We start from the raw sequence: 13,379 nt of genomic DNA, 5'->3' as shown, positions 1-13,379 counted from the left end.
CTCATCACAGCTCCAGGTCGGGCTCGCCGGTGGGTGCGAACCACCGGATGTTCGCCATGGACAGCGTGCGCTCGCTCTCGGGCACCCACTCCGCCCGGACCCGCATGCCCTGCCGTACCTCGTGGGCCGGGACGCCGCCCACCAGGCTGATCATGGGCACGTCGCTGCCGTCGAGCAGGATGTAGGCCGAGACGAAGGGCACCTCGGGGGCGCGCGGGTCGGGCAGGTTGTTGATCGCGAAGGTGGTGATGGTGCCGGTGTCGGGCAGTTCGACCTGGTCGGCCATGGGGATGCCGCATTCGGGGCAGGAGAGGCGGTAGGGGACGTACACCTTGCCGCAGCCGCCGCAGCGGCCTCCCACGAAGACGCCGCGCCTGACGCCTTCGAGGAAGACCTGCAGCGCCCCGCCCGCCTGCAACCGGTAAACGGTCCGCACAGGCGACACGATGGTGGTTACTTCAGGGGCGAAACACGAAATATCGGTTATGTGGCCGGTGCGTTGGCCGCGCCACACCGGCCACACCCGGGTCCCGGCGGTGATCGCCTTGGGATTGCCCGCGTCCACCGCGTGCACCAGCGCGGTGTCGGCGCCGTCCAGCTCGATCAGCGCCCAGGCGAAGGGCCGGTCCAGCGGATGGGAGGGGCGCGGCTCGGCCACCCAGGCCCAGGCCCGCACCGTCCCGGCCGGCCCCACCTCGACGTACTCGCCGGTCACCGCGTCGCCGGTGGCGGGATCGTACTCCAGGGGCGGCACCAGCACCCTGCCCCCGGCCGTCCGCACGCCCACGATGCGCCCGCCCCGCAGCTCGGTCAGGAACCGGCCGATCACCGGCCCGGTCGTGCGCGTGTAGCCGCCGGGGAACTCCAGCACGTGCTCCGCGCTCAGCCCGCCTTCAGATGGCACGGTCACGACCTTCCCAGTAGGGGGCCCGGAGCTTGCGTTTGAGCAGCTTGCCGTTGGGTTCGCGGGGCATCTCCGCGATGAAGTCGATCGTCCGCGGCCACTTCATCTTCGACAGCCGCCCTTCCAGCGAGGCGAGGATCTCCGCGGCGAGCTCCGGGCCGGGCGGCGCGCCGAGGGCCGGCTCCACGACGGCCTTGATCTGCTCGCCCCACTCCTCGTCCGGGATGCCGAACACGGCCACGTCCGCGACCTTGGGGTGGATCATGATCTCGTTCTCGATCTCGGCCGGGTAGATGTTCGCGCCGCCCGAGATGATCATGTCGGCCTTACGGTCGAGCAGGAACAGGAACCCGTCCTCGTCCAGGTAGCCGATGTCGCCGACGGTGAAGTGGTCCTTGAGCCGGTTCGCCGCGGTCTTGGCCGGGTCGCCCTTGTACTCGAAGGTGGCGCCCATCATCTTCATGTAGATCGTGCCGGGGGTGCCCGCCGGGACCGGCTCGCCGTCGTCGTCCACGATGAGCAGCTCGCTGATCGGCCAGGCGTTGCCGACCGTGCCCGGATGGGACTTCCAGCCTTCGGGCGTGGCCAGGGTGCCGCCGCCCTCGGTGGCCGCGTAGTACTCGTACAGGCAGTCGCCCCACCATTCGAGCATGGCCCACTTGACCGGCACCGGGCAGGGCGCGGCGGCGTGGATCATCCACCTGAGCGAGGACAGGTCGTACCGCGCGCGGGTCTCCTCCGGCAGCGACAGCAGGCGCTTGAAGTGGGTCGGGACCAGGTGCGAGTTGGTGACCCGGTGGCGCTCGCAGAGCCGGAGCATCTCCTCGGCGTCCCACCGGTCCATGTAGACCAGGGTGTGTCCCATGTGCAGCGCGGTGCCGCCGAACTGGGTCACGGCCGTGTGGTAGTTGGGCGAGGTGACCAGGTGCGCGTTCGGCCGGCCCGGCGTGATGCCGAACAGGCCCAGCAGGAAGGTCATCAGCTCGGCCGAGTCGTCCGGGTCGAGGCCGTTCAGCGCCCGCTTGACGCCTTTGGGCTTGCCGGTGGTGCCGGAGGTGTAGTGCATGGCCGCCCCGGCGGTGCGGTCGGCGGGCGCGGTGTCGGGCCGCCCGTCGGTGAGCTCACTGATCGGCCTGAACCCCGAAAAATCACCATCCGGTACGGCGAAGCGGCGGTCCGGTGCGATGGCCTCTGCGCCCCGGGCTCCTTCGGCCGCGTACCTCGGGTGCACGAAGAAGGCCTTGGCCTCGCTGTCCCCCACGATGTAGGCGATCTCCGGGCCGGTCAGGTGCCAGTTGATCGGCGTGTAGTACCACCCGGCCTGGAGTGCGGCCAGGTAGAGCACCAGCCCGTCGGCGCCGTTGGGGGCCAGGGCGCAGATGCCGTCGCCCGGACGCAGTCCCAGCTCACGCAGGCCGTGCACCAGGCGGTTCGAGCGGGCCAGGAGATCGCCGGCCCGATGCTCCGTGCCGTCCGGGTCCACGGCGGCGATCCACTCCGGGTTCGCCTGCGCCAGCCTCCAGAAACCGAGCGTGCCCATCGGAACTCCTTCATCAGGTGTTCGAGGCCCCGAGCCGCCGGAAGTGAATCATGCATCGCCGTCCGCCACAAGGCTCCCGGCCGACTCAGGTGGGATAAACAAGAACAGGTTCTCGTTTATCCCGGGCAGCGTAACCCGGCCCACAGACATGAGCAAGCGCTTGGCTACACCGGTTGATCGCGGGTTAGGATCATCACCTGGCAAGCGTTCGATCACGGAGGTCCTCTGTGGAGCTTCTGCCCATCAGCACCCCGCACTGCCGGATCGAGCGCGACGGCCACGTCGTGATCGTCACCATGAACCGGCCCGAGGCACGCAACGCGCTCTCCTCCGACATGCTGATCGGCCTGGCGAGCGCCTGGGCGTACGTCTCGGCGGAACCGGAGGTCAGGGTCGCCGTCCTGACGGGCGCCGAGGGCACCTTCTGCGCGGGCGCCGACCTCAAGGCCATGGGGCAGCCCGCCGCGGACCCCGAGGTGCGGGCCCGCGCCGCCCAGATCGCCAACTTCCACTGGAAGGGCCTGCTGCGCGAGGACCTGCCCACCAAGCCGATCATCAGCGCGGTGGAGGGCTACGCCGTGGCCGGCGGCACCGAGCTCCTGGTCGGCACCGACCTGCGGATCGTGGCGGAGTCGGCCACGCTCGGCCTGTTCGAGGCCAAGCGGGCGCTGTTCCCGATGGGCGGCAGCGCCGTGCGGCTGCCCCGGCAGATCCCCTACTGCCACGCCATGGACCTCCTGCTGACCGGCCGCGCCGTCACCGCCGCCGAAGCCCTGTCGATGGGCCTGGTCAACCGCGTCGTCCCCGACGGCCAGGCCCTGCCGGCAGCCCTCGGCCTGGCCGCCGACGTGGCCGCCTCCGGCCCCCTCGCCGTCCAGGCCATCCTGCGCACCTACCGCGACACCCTGGGCCTGCCGGAGCCGGCGGCCCTCAAGGTCTCGGACGACCTCGGCTGGCCCGTCATCGGCTCGGAGGACGCCAAGGAAGGCACCCGCGCCTTCCGCGAAAAGCGCCCCCCGACCTACCAGGGCCACTGACAGCGTCAGTCGCCGGTGATGCGGTCCAGGCGTTCGAGGGCTTGGGCGTACTCCTCGATCAGGGAGTAGACGACGTCCTTGGTGGAGCGCACCTGGTTGGTGATGCCGATGATCTGGCCTGCCGGGAAGGTGGCCAGTTCGGCGACGTCCGAGCGGCCGATGCGGCGTAAGGCGTCCGAGACCAGCATGAACTGCATGGGCATCGGCAGCGTGCCCGGCGACTCCTGGGCCTCCCAGGCGTCCGTCCACTCGTTCTTGAGGAGCCGGGCGGGCTTGCCGGTCCAGCTTCTCGAGCGGACCGTGTCGCGGGAGGTGGCCTCCAGGATGCGGCGTTTGGCCATCTCCGGGGTGTCGGCCTCCTCGACGGTCAGCCAGAGGGAGCCGGTCCAGACGCCCTCGGCGCCCAGTGCCATCCCGGCGGCCATCTGGCGGCCGTTGCCGATGCCGCCCGCCGCCAGCACCGGGACGTCGACCGCGTCCACGACCTGGGGGATGAGGACCATGGTGGAGATCTCGCCGGTGTGCCCGCCCGCCTCGGTGCCCTGCGCGACCACGAGGTCCACGCCCACCTCCACCTGTTTGAGGGCGTGGCGGGGGGTGGAGGCGAGGGCGGCGACCTTGACGCCGTGCGCGTGGGCCAGGTCGACGACGTCGGCGGGCGGCGGGCCGAGGGCGTTGGCCAGCAGCGCGATCGGGTGCCGGAGAGCGACCTCGACCTGCGGGCGGGCGGTCGCGTCGGTCCAGCCGAGCAGCACCCGTCCGGCGTCGGCGTCCTGGGACAGGGGCGGGACGCCGTGGGCGGCCAGCAGGTCCTCGACGAACTTACGGTGCCCCTCAGGGATCATCGCCTGCAGGCGGCCGACGAGTTCCTCGGGGGCGAAGTCGGCGCCTTCGTAGGAGGCGGGCATGACGACGTCCACGCCGTACGGTTTGCCGTCGACGTGGTCGTCGATCCAGGCGAGCTCCGTTTCGAGCTCTTCGGGGGTGAAGTAGAGAGCGCCCAGCACGCCCATCCCACCGGCTCTGCTGACCGCGGCGACCACGTCGCGGCAGTGGCTGAAGGCGAAGATCGGGAGCTCGATTCCGAACATGTCCGTGGCACGGGTCCGCATGGCCTGACGATAAGCCGCCGACCCAGCAAACTGCAACGCGTTCTACTCTAGAACCTTTGATCGGTACGCTTCATAGAACGCGTTCTAACGCGGCATCCGGCGCCAGACGGAGCGCGGCAGCAGCCGGAGCACGCCGAACGCCGGCCCCAGTGCGCGCGGCACCCACACCTCGGCCGAGCCGTCCCGCAACGCCCGCACCGTGGCGACCGCCACCTGCCGGGGCGTCGAGGACAGCGGCGCGGGCGTGAGCCCTCTGGTCATCCGGCCGATCACGAAGCCCGGCCGCACGATCAGCACCCTGGCCCCCGAGCCGTGCAGGGCGTCGCCGAGCCCCTGCGCGAACCCGTCGAGCCCGGCCTTGGCGGAGCCGTACACGAAGTTGGCCTTGCGGACCCGCGCGCCCGCGACCGAGGACAGCACCACGAGCGTGCCGTGGCCCTGCTCGCGCAGCACCCTGGCCGCGTGCAGGCCGACGGACATGTGCGCGCCGTAGTTGACCGCGACGGCCGCCATCGCGGCGGCGGGATCGGCGTCGTAGGCGGCCTGCGAGCCGAGCACGCCGAACGCCGAGATCACCACGTCGAGATCGCCCACCCGTCGCGCCGCCGCGTCGAAGACCTGCTGGTGCGAGCCGGGGTCCAGCGCGTCGAACGGCACGACGTGCACCTCGGCGCCGGGCAGCGAAGGGACCGGGCCGGGCTCGCCGCGCACGGCCAGCACCACCCGGCTCGCGCCGAGCCGCACCAGCAGCCGGACGATCTCCAGGCCGATCTCGCTACGGCCGCCGAGCAGGAGCACGGAGTCCACCGCGCCCAGGGCATTCTTCACAAGCCGAGCCTCCTGGCCAGGTCGGAGCGGAACAGGCCGGTGGGGTCGGCCTCGTCCCTGATCCGCCGCCACCGCTGGAGCCAGGGGTACATCGCCGCCATCGTGTCGGAGCGCATCCGGGAGTCCTTGGCAAGATAGACCCGCCCGCCGGCGTGCGCGACGAGCTCGTCGAAGCCGCGCAGCAGCCCGCCCAGCCCGCGCTGCCCGGCGGGGATGTCCAGGGCCAGCGTCCAGCCGGGCAGCGGGAACGACAGCAGCCCGCCGGAGCCGGGGCCGAACCTCTTGAGCACGGTCAGGAACGACACCGTGCCGCGCGCCGACAGCGTCCCGACGATGCGGCGCAGCGTCTCCTCCGCCCCGAACGGCACCACGAACTGGTACTGCACGAAGCCGCGGGGGCCGTACATCCGGTTCCAGCCCTCGACGGCGTCGAGCGGGTGGAAGAACGGCGCGATGCCCTGCACGACGGTCGCCCGCCGGGGGGCCCTGCGGTACCAGGCCTCGTTGAACGCGCGCACGCTCAGCCCGTTGAGCAGCCCGCCGGGCGCCCAGGCGGGGGCGCGCACGAGCGAGCGCGGCGCGAAGTCCGACGCGCCTCGCGGGTCGTGATCGCCCCTGGTCAGCACGCTGCGTCCGATCCGCCGTCCCCGGGCGAGCAGGTCGATCCAGGCGACGCTGTAGCGGTGGCGGTCGTCGCCGCTCGCCATCGCCGCCATCGTCTCGTCCAGATCGGCGGTCCGCTCGATGTCCACCACCATCCGCGAGCTCGCGATGGGAACGCAGTCGAACGTCGCCTCGGCGATCACCCCGGTCAGCCCCATCCCGCCCACGGTGGCCTGGAAGAGCGGGTCGACGGGGCGCAGCGTCCGCACCGTGCCGCCGGCGGTCACCAGGGTGAGCGAGCGGACGTGGGCGCCGAAGGAGGAGTCGCGGTGGTGGTTCTTGCCGTGCACGTCGGCCGCGATGGCGCCGCCTACGGTGACGTGCCGGGTGCCGGGGCTGACGGGGACGAACCAGCCGCGTGGCACCAGCGCCGTCATCAGCTCGTGCAGGCTCACCCCGCCGGAGGCGGTCACCCGGCCGCCGTCGAAGGTCCACCGGTCGAGCCCCGTGCAGTCGAGGACGAGGCCGCCGGAGTTCTGCGCGGCGTCGCCGTACGCCCGGCCGAGACCGCGCGCCACGACGCCGCGCGGCGGCGCGGCGGCGACCAGCTCCGCCAGCTCGCCGAGGTCGCGGGGCCGGGCGAGCGTGGCCGGGGTGGGAGAGGTGCGCCCCCACCCGGTGAGGAACGTGGTCACAGGTGGACGCCCAGCGCCACGAGCACGACCTGGGCGGCGGCGAACAGCAGCAGCGGCCGGTCGCGCACCGCGAGCTCCTCCGGCTCCTCGCCCATCCCCCGGTCGACCAGCAGGTTGTGCCTGAGCACGAGCAGGAGGAACGGGACGATGCTGAGCGCGTAGAAGACGCCGTCGTGCGCGTTGAGCGCCCACAGGCAGTACGTCACGATCAGCGCACCCGAGCACATGACCCGCACCTGGGCCAGGTATGCGGGGCTGTAGGAGGCCAGCGTGGCCCGCGTCCCACGGTCGCCGTGGGCGCGCAGCTCGGCCTCGCGCTTGCCCGCCACCAGCTGCAGCGCCGCCAGGGACACCACGACGAGGAACCACCCGGTCACCGGCACGTCCACGGCGACGGCCCCCGCGAACGCCCTGATCACGTGACAGCCCGCGACCGCGATCAGGTCCACGACCTCCTGGTGCTTCAGCCACAGCGTGTACGACAACGTCAGCGCGAGGTAGCCGGCCACGACCGCGGGCGACCGCCAGTCACCGGTGAGCGCGGCCACCGCGGGCGCGAGGAGCATCAGGGCCACCCCGGTCACCCTGGCCAGGCGGACGGAGACCGCTCCCGAGGCCACGGCGCGCGCCGCCTTGCGCGGGTGCAGCCGGTCCGCCTCCACGTCGGAGGCGTCGTTCAGCAGGTACGTCCCGCTCGCGGCCAGGCAGAAGGCGGCGAAGACGAGCAGTGCGGACAGGAGGCTGCGGGGCTCGCCCAGCACCCCGGCGGCCATCGGCGCGGCCAGGACGAGCACGTTCTTCAGCCACTGGCGCGGCCGGGCGGCCCTGAGCAGCCCGAGAACGGGCCCCAGGATGGACACGGCCGCCGAAAGCGGCCGCGCCACGGTCCCGCCCTGGCTCATGCGACCTTACGCCGGAACATCCAGCCGCCCACGACGAGAACGACCACGCCCACGATGAGCAGCACGAGCGGGATGGTGGTCCTGACCAGGGTGATCTGGCTCTTACCCGCCACGGCGCTGTCGACCAGCTCCTCGACGGTCTCGTCGGTCATCTTGGCGTCGGCGACGAACGCCTTGGCCCGCTCGATGCCGTCCTGGCTCTTCAGCACCTCGTGGCGCCGCTGCTCCTGGCGGACCGGCGCGCCGGTGAGCGGCTCGATCCAGTAGGTGTTCGTACCGGAGTAGAAGCGGTCGAGCTGCACGTCGCCGGACTCGCCCATGTCGAAGAGCGCGGCGGGCACGTTCCTGGTCTCGGTCTTGGTCTCGGGCACGACCTGCTCGAACTTGTACACGTCGAGGCCGTTGACCTTCTCCGCGGCGACGAACTTGGCCTCGAAGGCCTTGCCCGCCGTGGCGTTGAAGACCTGGTAGGTCCGCTGCTCGACGTCGAAGGGGAACTTGTAGATCTGCCCCTGGAGCTGCACCGGCTCCTTGTCGACGCTGACTCCGCAGCAGTTGAGCCCGACACCGGAGCGCTTGTCGAAGGCGCTGCGCCGCTCGGTGAAGCTGATGCCCGGCTTGCTGTGGGTGACGTCGTTCACCGAGGTGAACTCGTCCCACACCACCCGGTCCCCGACGGCCTCCTTGACGTCGCCGCGCGTGGTGACGGTGATGTCGAGGTCGGCCGTCAGCACCTTGCCGTCCGGCGCGCTGAAGTACTGGGCGCCGGTGGCCTGGAGCTTGCTGATCCCGTACTGGTCCGCCTTGGCGGCGATGAGGGCCGGCGCCACCTGGAAGCGCATCAAGGGGGCCAGCACGATGAGAAAGGCCCCGACGGCGATGAGAACGCTTCCAACGACCCGGTTCATGGACCCTCCATGTGCAGGTGCACGGATGCCTTTTAAGGTACTGAAACGGACTTCTACTGACCGGTATGTTATTGCCGCCAGTGACCATCGTCACCAGGGATGCGGAAACGTGACCGAAACAGGTTCTACTTTGTCGGAGAGGCGGGTCGCCGGCGGCCGTCAGACCTCTCTCGACGGCGTTCGCGCCATCGCGGCCTTCGCGGTCCTCGTCTTCCACGTCTCGATGGAGGCCGGCACGGCGCTGCAGCCGGGCTTTCTGGGTGCCGTGCTGTCGCGGGGCGAGATCGGCGTGCCGATCTTCTTCACGCTGTCCGGCCTCCTGCTCTACCGCCCCTGGGCGGCGGCCCTGCTGACCGGCTCGCCGGCCCCGGACGTCCGCCGGTACCTGTGGAAGCGGTTCTTCCGGATCATCCCCGCCTACTGGCTGGTGGTGGCCGTGGCCCTGGCGCTGTGGGGCGGCACGCACCGGGACGACCTGTGGACCTGGGCGCAGTTGCTGTTCCTGGTGCACACCTACGACCTGAGCCCGTGGTGGTTCGGCCTCGGCCCGAAGGGGCTCGGCCAGATGTGGAGCCTCGCCGTCGAGCTCACCTTCTACCTCACGCTGCCACTCATGGCGGCCGCGCTGCGGGCCTTCGCGCTGCGCGCCGGGCCGGACGTCGCCGCCCGCGCCAAGCGGCTGCTGTTAGGGCTGGCGATCTTCGGCGCGCTCTCGTACGTGTACACGATCTTCGAGTACTGGCCGGACTACCGGCCGTGGATGAACGTGTGGCTGCCGCGCTCGTGGACGTTCTTCGTGCCGGGGATGGCGCTGGCGGTGCTGACCGTCTGGGCCGGGGCACGGCCGGGCCGGGCCCGCCGCCTGAGCGTCGCCCTCGCGTCCTCCTGGGGGTCGCTGTGGCTCATCGCCGGGATGGCGTACGCGATCGCCGCCACTCCGGTCACCGGGCCGCGGTTCGTCGGGCTGGGCGGCATCTGGACCGCGTTCTACGAGCAGGCGCTCTACACCCTGATCGCCTTCTGCCTCGTCGCGCCCGCCGCCGTGGAGCCGGTGGCGCGGGTGCGCCGGATCCTCGGCGGGCGGGTGATGAGTTATCTGGGCCAGATCTCCTACGGCGTCTTCCTCTGGCAGTTCGTGGTCATCTACCTCTGGTACGACTTCACCGGCCAGCAGCCGTGGAGCGGCAACCTGCTCCTCAACCTGGCCGCCGTCACCGCCCTCACCGTGCTCCTGTCCCATTTCACCTATCGCTACCTCGAAGAGCCCGCCAGGCGCCTGGTCCGCTACGTCCCTCACAGGGCCGGAGGAGCCGGTCCCGGCTCGCCGAAGGCCACTGCCTTGAGGCAGAAGCCCTGACCCTGGTCACCGGCCGCGGTGATGCGCAGCCCCTGGCCCGGCCCGTCGTGCGGAACGTAGTAGAGCGCCCCCAGCTCGGACGTCGCGGGCAGGGTGGCCGCCCGCTGCGTGCCGCCCAGGTCCACCACCACCCGCACCGGCCGCGGGCTGAAGTAGGCGAGGGCCACCACCATGCTCGGATCGCCGTGGGACTCCACGGGGAACGACTTGCCCGCCGGGTAGCACTTGTCTCCTTTGACGCCGTCGAAGAACGGGGTCACCTGCCCGACGGGCACGAGCTTGCCCGCGTCGTCGAAGACGTACGGCCTGGCCGACGGGGCGGGGAAGCGCATCCGCTGCCTGAGGTGCGGGGCGGCCAGTGGTGTCAGCACATGGGAGGTGAGCCGGCGCGCGCCGTTCCAGGGCAGCACGATGTGCGCCGGCACGGGCCGCGCGTAGATGTCGGCGTCGGGCGCCGCCGTGGCCAGTGACTCCCGCGCGGCCTGCAGGTAGGGCCTGATCCGGTCGCCGGTGAGCGTGTCGCCGAAGGCGTTGATCGAGACCAGCGAGGCGGCCAGGAACCCGGCGGTCAGCACCCCGGCGGCCGGCGTCAGCCATCCGGGCACCGGCCTGCGCCGGGCGTCGTAACCACCGTCGGCACCACCGTCGGCACCGCTGTCGGCACGGCTGTCAGCGCCGCTGTCGGCACCGCCGCCGACCGGGAGCGCCGCGAACGCCAGGCACAGGGCGAAGATCAGCGCGGCGTCGGCGACGTACCGGGTCTCCGCGCCGATCAGGTCCCACTGCGTCGCCCGCGCGATCACGGTCGGCACCGTGTCCGCCACGACGACGTACGCCGCCAGGATCGCCCACGCCCGCCAGGCCCGCCTGCGGTACAGGCAGGTCAGCAGGGCCAGCGCGACGATCAACGTCCAGGACACGATCACCGTGGCCGTGGCCGGATCGGCAAGCCCGCCGGTGGAGGTGACGCCGCCCCACCGCAGCGGCCCGCCGACCGCGCCCGTGGGGAAGGTCTCCCCCAGCAGCCGCCTGACCAGGCCGGGCACCACCTCGGCCTTCGGCCCGGTCAGCGCGTCGTCTCCGGCGGTGCCGCGCCTCAGCAGGTAGAGCACGGCGTATCCGGCCAGGAGCAGGCCGTGCGCCCACCAGACGGGCCTGCGCAGCTCGGCCAGGATCGCGCGCGGCCAGAGCCCCCGGCCCAGGTAGGCGCTGGTGAAGCCGAGCACCACGAAGGGGATGAACACCCCCTTGGTGGAGAAGGCCATCCCGACCGCGGCCCAGGCCAGGCCGTGCCACCGACCCTTGCCCGTCCGCACGTACCTGATGTGCGCCGCCAGGGCCGCGACCAGCGCGAGCTGGAGCGGCACCGCGTTGAGCGCGGCCGACCACCAGCTCATCGCGGGCACGGTGAGCGGCGCGAAGACGTAGACGGCCAGCACGGCGAGCACCCCGAACCGGTCGCCGAACAGGCGGCGCAGCAGCACCAGGAACACGATCGAGGCCGCCGCCTGCAGCGCGATCGTCACCGCCGATACCAGCGCCCAGCTGTACGGCGCGATCGTGGTGAGCACCCACACCAGGGCGAGCGCGCCGGGCATGAGGTGACCCTTGTGCACCCTGGTCAGGTAGTCCCAGGTGAAGCCGCTCTCGCTCGCGCCCGCCACGAACAGGAAGTCGTCCTCGACGAAGTAGGCCTTGCTGAGCACACTGGCCTTGAAGGCCAGTGAGACCAGGACGATCAGCAGGCCGACGCCCGTCACCGGGCCCTTGCCCAGCGCGGGCAGCCTGATCTGCACTGGCTCAGCCATCTCCTAGCCCTTCGGTAAGCTCCGCGCCGTGGACACCCCTGAACCGTTCCGGGCGGATCTCAAGAGATCTGTCCGGTTGCTGCGCGCGTTCCGTCTGGAGCAGAGCGACCCCGACTTCTTCTACGGCACGCTGGCCGCGGACACGGTGGCGCAGCTGGCGACGTACACCGGGCTGGCGGGCGCCACCGTCGTCGACGTCGGGGGCGGCCCCGGTTACTTCGCCGACGCCCTGCGGGCTGCGGGCGCGCGGACCGTGTGCGTGGACTGCGACGCCGGGGAGATGCGGCTGCGCGACGGCGAGCCGCCCCGTGACGCCCTGCTGGGCAGCGCGCTGGACCTGCCGCTCGCCACGGGCTCGGTCGACGTGTGCTTCTCGTCCAACGTGCTGGAGCATGTGCCGGATCCGCTGCGGATGGCGGACGAGATGGTCCGCGTCACCCGGCCGGGCGGGGTCGTCTACCTGTCGTACACGATCTGGCTGGGGCCGTGGGGCGGCCACGAGACCTCCCCCTGGCACTACCTGGGCGGCCACCGGGCGGCCCGGCGCTACGAGCGCACGCACGGCAGGCCGCCCAAGAACGTCTACGGCGAGAGCATGTACGCCGTCGGCGTCGCCGAGCCGCTGGCCTGGGCGCGCCGCCACCCGGACGTGCGGATCCTGGACGCGGTCCCCCGCTACCATCCCCGCTGGGCCCGCCATGTCGTCCATCTACCTGGCCTCCGCGAGCTGGTCACCTGGAACCTGCTCCTGGTCCTGCGCCGCAGGTGAGCGCCGGCGCGCGAGCCAGATCGCGGCGACCACGCAGCCGCCGCCGACCAGCCCGCCGCCCACCGGCGCCACCGTGTCCACCAGCAGGATCCAGCGCCGGTAGAAGGCCGCGGTGTCCAGCGCGGTCAGGACATCGCCCGCCGACGTGCGGAAGACCGCGTTCAGGCCGGTCAGGCGGGCGCTCCCGTCGGCCGTGCTGAGCGTCTCGGTCACCTGGTCCTCGGTCCTGATGGGCTGACCGCTGACCGGTTCGACCCAGAACGTGCGCCGGATCTCGGCGTACCGGGCCACGCCCACGTAGCCCTTGCCCTTGAGGCCGAGCAGGCTGCGCGGCAACGGCGCCTCGTGTCCGGGCACGAGCTGCCGTGGCGTGCGCTGCACGTAGCGGTAGGTCTCGACCTCGCCGACCATCTCGACGCCGTCGAACGTGGCGCTCACCGGCCTGCGCAGGCGCAGGTCGAACAGCGGGTAGTCGCGCCGCTCGGCCTGGAACGGCCAGCGGAAGGCCTGCCCGGTCTGTTTGACGCGGGTGTCCTCGTCCAGGTACTCGCCGCAGCAGTTGACGATGGCGCCGCTGCGGCGGTCGAAGGCCAGCCGCCGCTCGTGGTAGTCCAGCCGCTGGTCCTCGGCCGTGGTCAGGGAGACGGACTCGCCCCACACCGCCCGCTCGGCGGTGCCCGCCAGCACGTCGCCGATCAGCCACCGGGTCAGGACCAGCGGGCCTGCCACGATCTTCATGGTGGACGGATCGAGGTAGGTCGCGGACTCCGCCGTCGATCTGGTCACGCTCTGCTGCTCCAGCGGCGCCTTGAGCACCTGGTCGTACACATGCAGGCGCAGCAGCGGGACAAGGGTGATCAGGAAGGCTCCCACGGCGGCCAGGAGCAGGGGCAGATGCTTTCTCACGGCGTGTCTG

12 protein-coding genes are annotated in these 13,379 nt (G+C 71.7%); 3 read left to right on the top strand and 9 right to left on the bottom strand.

Annotation, left to right across the window (positions count from 1 at the left end; translation table 11 throughout):
* Positions 1-4 precede the first annotated feature (4 nt).
* Both ACTMTF_RS20130 and ACTMTF_RS20125 read right to left on the bottom strand, forming a co-directional pair.
* The gene (locus ACTMTF_RS20130) at positions 5-904 is read right to left on the bottom strand and encodes a Zn-ribbon domain-containing OB-fold protein (protein ID WP_441112050.1); all 900 of its coding nucleotides are present in this window, start codon (positions 902-904) and stop codon (positions 5-7) included.
* On the bottom strand, positions 894-2,444 hold the full coding sequence (locus tag ACTMTF_RS20125) for an acyl-CoA synthetase (protein ID WP_441112049.1): 1,551 nt from the start codon (positions 2,442-2,444) through the stop codon (positions 894-896). Before ACTMTF_RS20125 ends, ACTMTF_RS20130 begins: the two co-directional genes overlap by 11 nt.
* 227 nt (positions 2,445-2,671) lie before the next feature.
* On the opposite strand from ACTMTF_RS20125, the gene ACTMTF_RS20120 reads away from it, so the two are divergent.
* Positions 2,672-3,481 (top strand): crotonase/enoyl-CoA hydratase family protein, encoded by an 810-nt coding sequence (locus tag ACTMTF_RS20120; protein WP_441112048.1) that lies wholly within the window; start codon positions 2,672-2,674, stop codon positions 3,479-3,481.
* A 5-nt stretch (positions 3,482-3,486) separates the two neighbouring features.
* Here the strand turns inward: ACTMTF_RS20120 and ACTMTF_RS20115 are convergent, their stop codons facing one another.
* From ACTMTF_RS20115 to ACTMTF_RS20095, 5 genes are all read right to left on the bottom strand, one after another.
* Positions 3,487-4,593: an NAD(P)H-dependent flavin oxidoreductase gene (locus ACTMTF_RS20115; protein ID WP_397008684.1), complete on the bottom strand. Its 1,107-nt coding sequence runs from the start codon at positions 4,591-4,593 to the stop codon at positions 3,487-3,489.
* An 84-nt stretch (positions 4,594-4,677) separates the two neighbouring features.
* Complete coding sequence (locus ACTMTF_RS20110; protein WP_441112047.1) at positions 4,678-5,421, bottom strand: SDR family NAD(P)-dependent oxidoreductase; 744 nt, start codon at positions 5,419-5,421, stop codon at positions 4,678-4,680.
* A complete protein-coding gene (locus ACTMTF_RS20105; protein WP_441112046.1) occupies positions 5,418-6,719 on the bottom strand; it encodes an FAD-binding protein in 1,302 nt (433 codons plus the stop codon). The genes ACTMTF_RS20110 and ACTMTF_RS20105 overlap by 4 nt, the downstream gene beginning before the upstream one ends.
* Positions 6,716-7,621, bottom strand: a complete 906-nt coding sequence (locus tag ACTMTF_RS20100; RefSeq protein ID WP_441112045.1) for a decaprenyl-phosphate phosphoribosyltransferase — start codon at positions 7,619-7,621, stop codon at positions 6,716-6,718. Before ACTMTF_RS20100 ends, ACTMTF_RS20105 begins: the two co-directional genes overlap by 4 nt.
* A complete protein-coding gene (locus tag ACTMTF_RS20095; protein ID WP_397008676.1) occupies positions 7,618-8,529 on the bottom strand; it encodes a DUF3068 domain-containing protein in 912 nt (303 codons plus the stop codon). Before ACTMTF_RS20095 ends, ACTMTF_RS20100 begins: the two co-directional genes overlap by 4 nt.
* 109 nt (positions 8,530-8,638) lie before the next feature.
* On the opposite strand from ACTMTF_RS20095, the gene ACTMTF_RS20090 reads away from it, so the two are divergent.
* The gene (locus ACTMTF_RS20090) at positions 8,639-9,886 is read left to right on the top strand and encodes an acyltransferase family protein (RefSeq protein WP_441112044.1); all 1,248 of its coding nucleotides are present in this window, start codon (positions 8,639-8,641) and stop codon (positions 9,884-9,886) included.
* Here ACTMTF_RS20090 and ACTMTF_RS20085 read toward each other — a convergent pair.
* Positions 9,823-11,694: a hypothetical protein gene (locus ACTMTF_RS20085; protein ID WP_441112043.1), complete on the bottom strand. Its 1,872-nt coding sequence runs from the start codon at positions 11,692-11,694 to the stop codon at positions 9,823-9,825. The two genes, ACTMTF_RS20090 and ACTMTF_RS20085, sit on opposite strands and share 64 nt — an antisense overlap.
* A 28-nt stretch (positions 11,695-11,722) precedes the next feature.
* Here ACTMTF_RS20085 and ACTMTF_RS20080 point away from each other — a divergent pair, with 28 nt between their 5' ends.
* On the top strand, positions 11,723-12,463 hold the full coding sequence (locus tag ACTMTF_RS20080) for a class I SAM-dependent methyltransferase (protein WP_397008670.1): 741 nt from the start codon (positions 11,723-11,725) through the stop codon (positions 12,461-12,463).
* Here ACTMTF_RS20080 and ACTMTF_RS20075 read toward each other — a convergent pair.
* Positions 12,404-13,369, bottom strand: a complete 966-nt coding sequence (locus ACTMTF_RS20075; protein ID WP_441112042.1) for a DUF3068 domain-containing protein — start codon at positions 13,367-13,369, stop codon at positions 12,404-12,406. The genes ACTMTF_RS20080 and ACTMTF_RS20075 overlap by 60 nt on opposite strands.
* Between the last annotated feature and the right edge of the window lie 10 nt (positions 13,370-13,379).

The organism is Nonomuraea sp. ZG12, assembly GCF_052068115.1.
Lineage (GTDB): Bacteria > Actinomycetota > Actinomycetes > Streptosporangiales > Streptosporangiaceae > Nonomuraea.
The sequence above is the reverse complement of the archived record's forward strand: the minus strand, read 5'-3'. Positions and strand labels throughout refer to the sequence as shown.

Coding starts and splice junctions, on each gene's coding strand:
- ACTMTF_RS20095 (WP_397008676.1), bottom strand. CDS start 8,529: ATGAACCGGGTCGTTGGAAGCGTTCTCATCGCCGTCGGGGCCTTTCTC.
- ACTMTF_RS20085 (WP_441112043.1), bottom strand. CDS start 11,694: ATGGCTGAGCCAGTGCAGATCAGGCTGCCCGCGCTGGGCAAGGGCCCG.
- ACTMTF_RS20100 (WP_441112045.1), bottom strand. CDS start 7,621: ATGAGCCAGGGCGGGACCGTGGCGCGGCCGCTTTCGGCGGCCGTGTCC.
- ACTMTF_RS20125 (WP_441112049.1), bottom strand. CDS start 2,444: ATGGGCACGCTCGGTTTCTGGAGGCTGGCGCAGGCGAACCCGGAGTGG.
- ACTMTF_RS20115 (WP_397008684.1), bottom strand. CDS start 4,593: ATGCGGACCCGTGCCACGGACATGTTCGGAATCGAGCTCCCGATCTTC.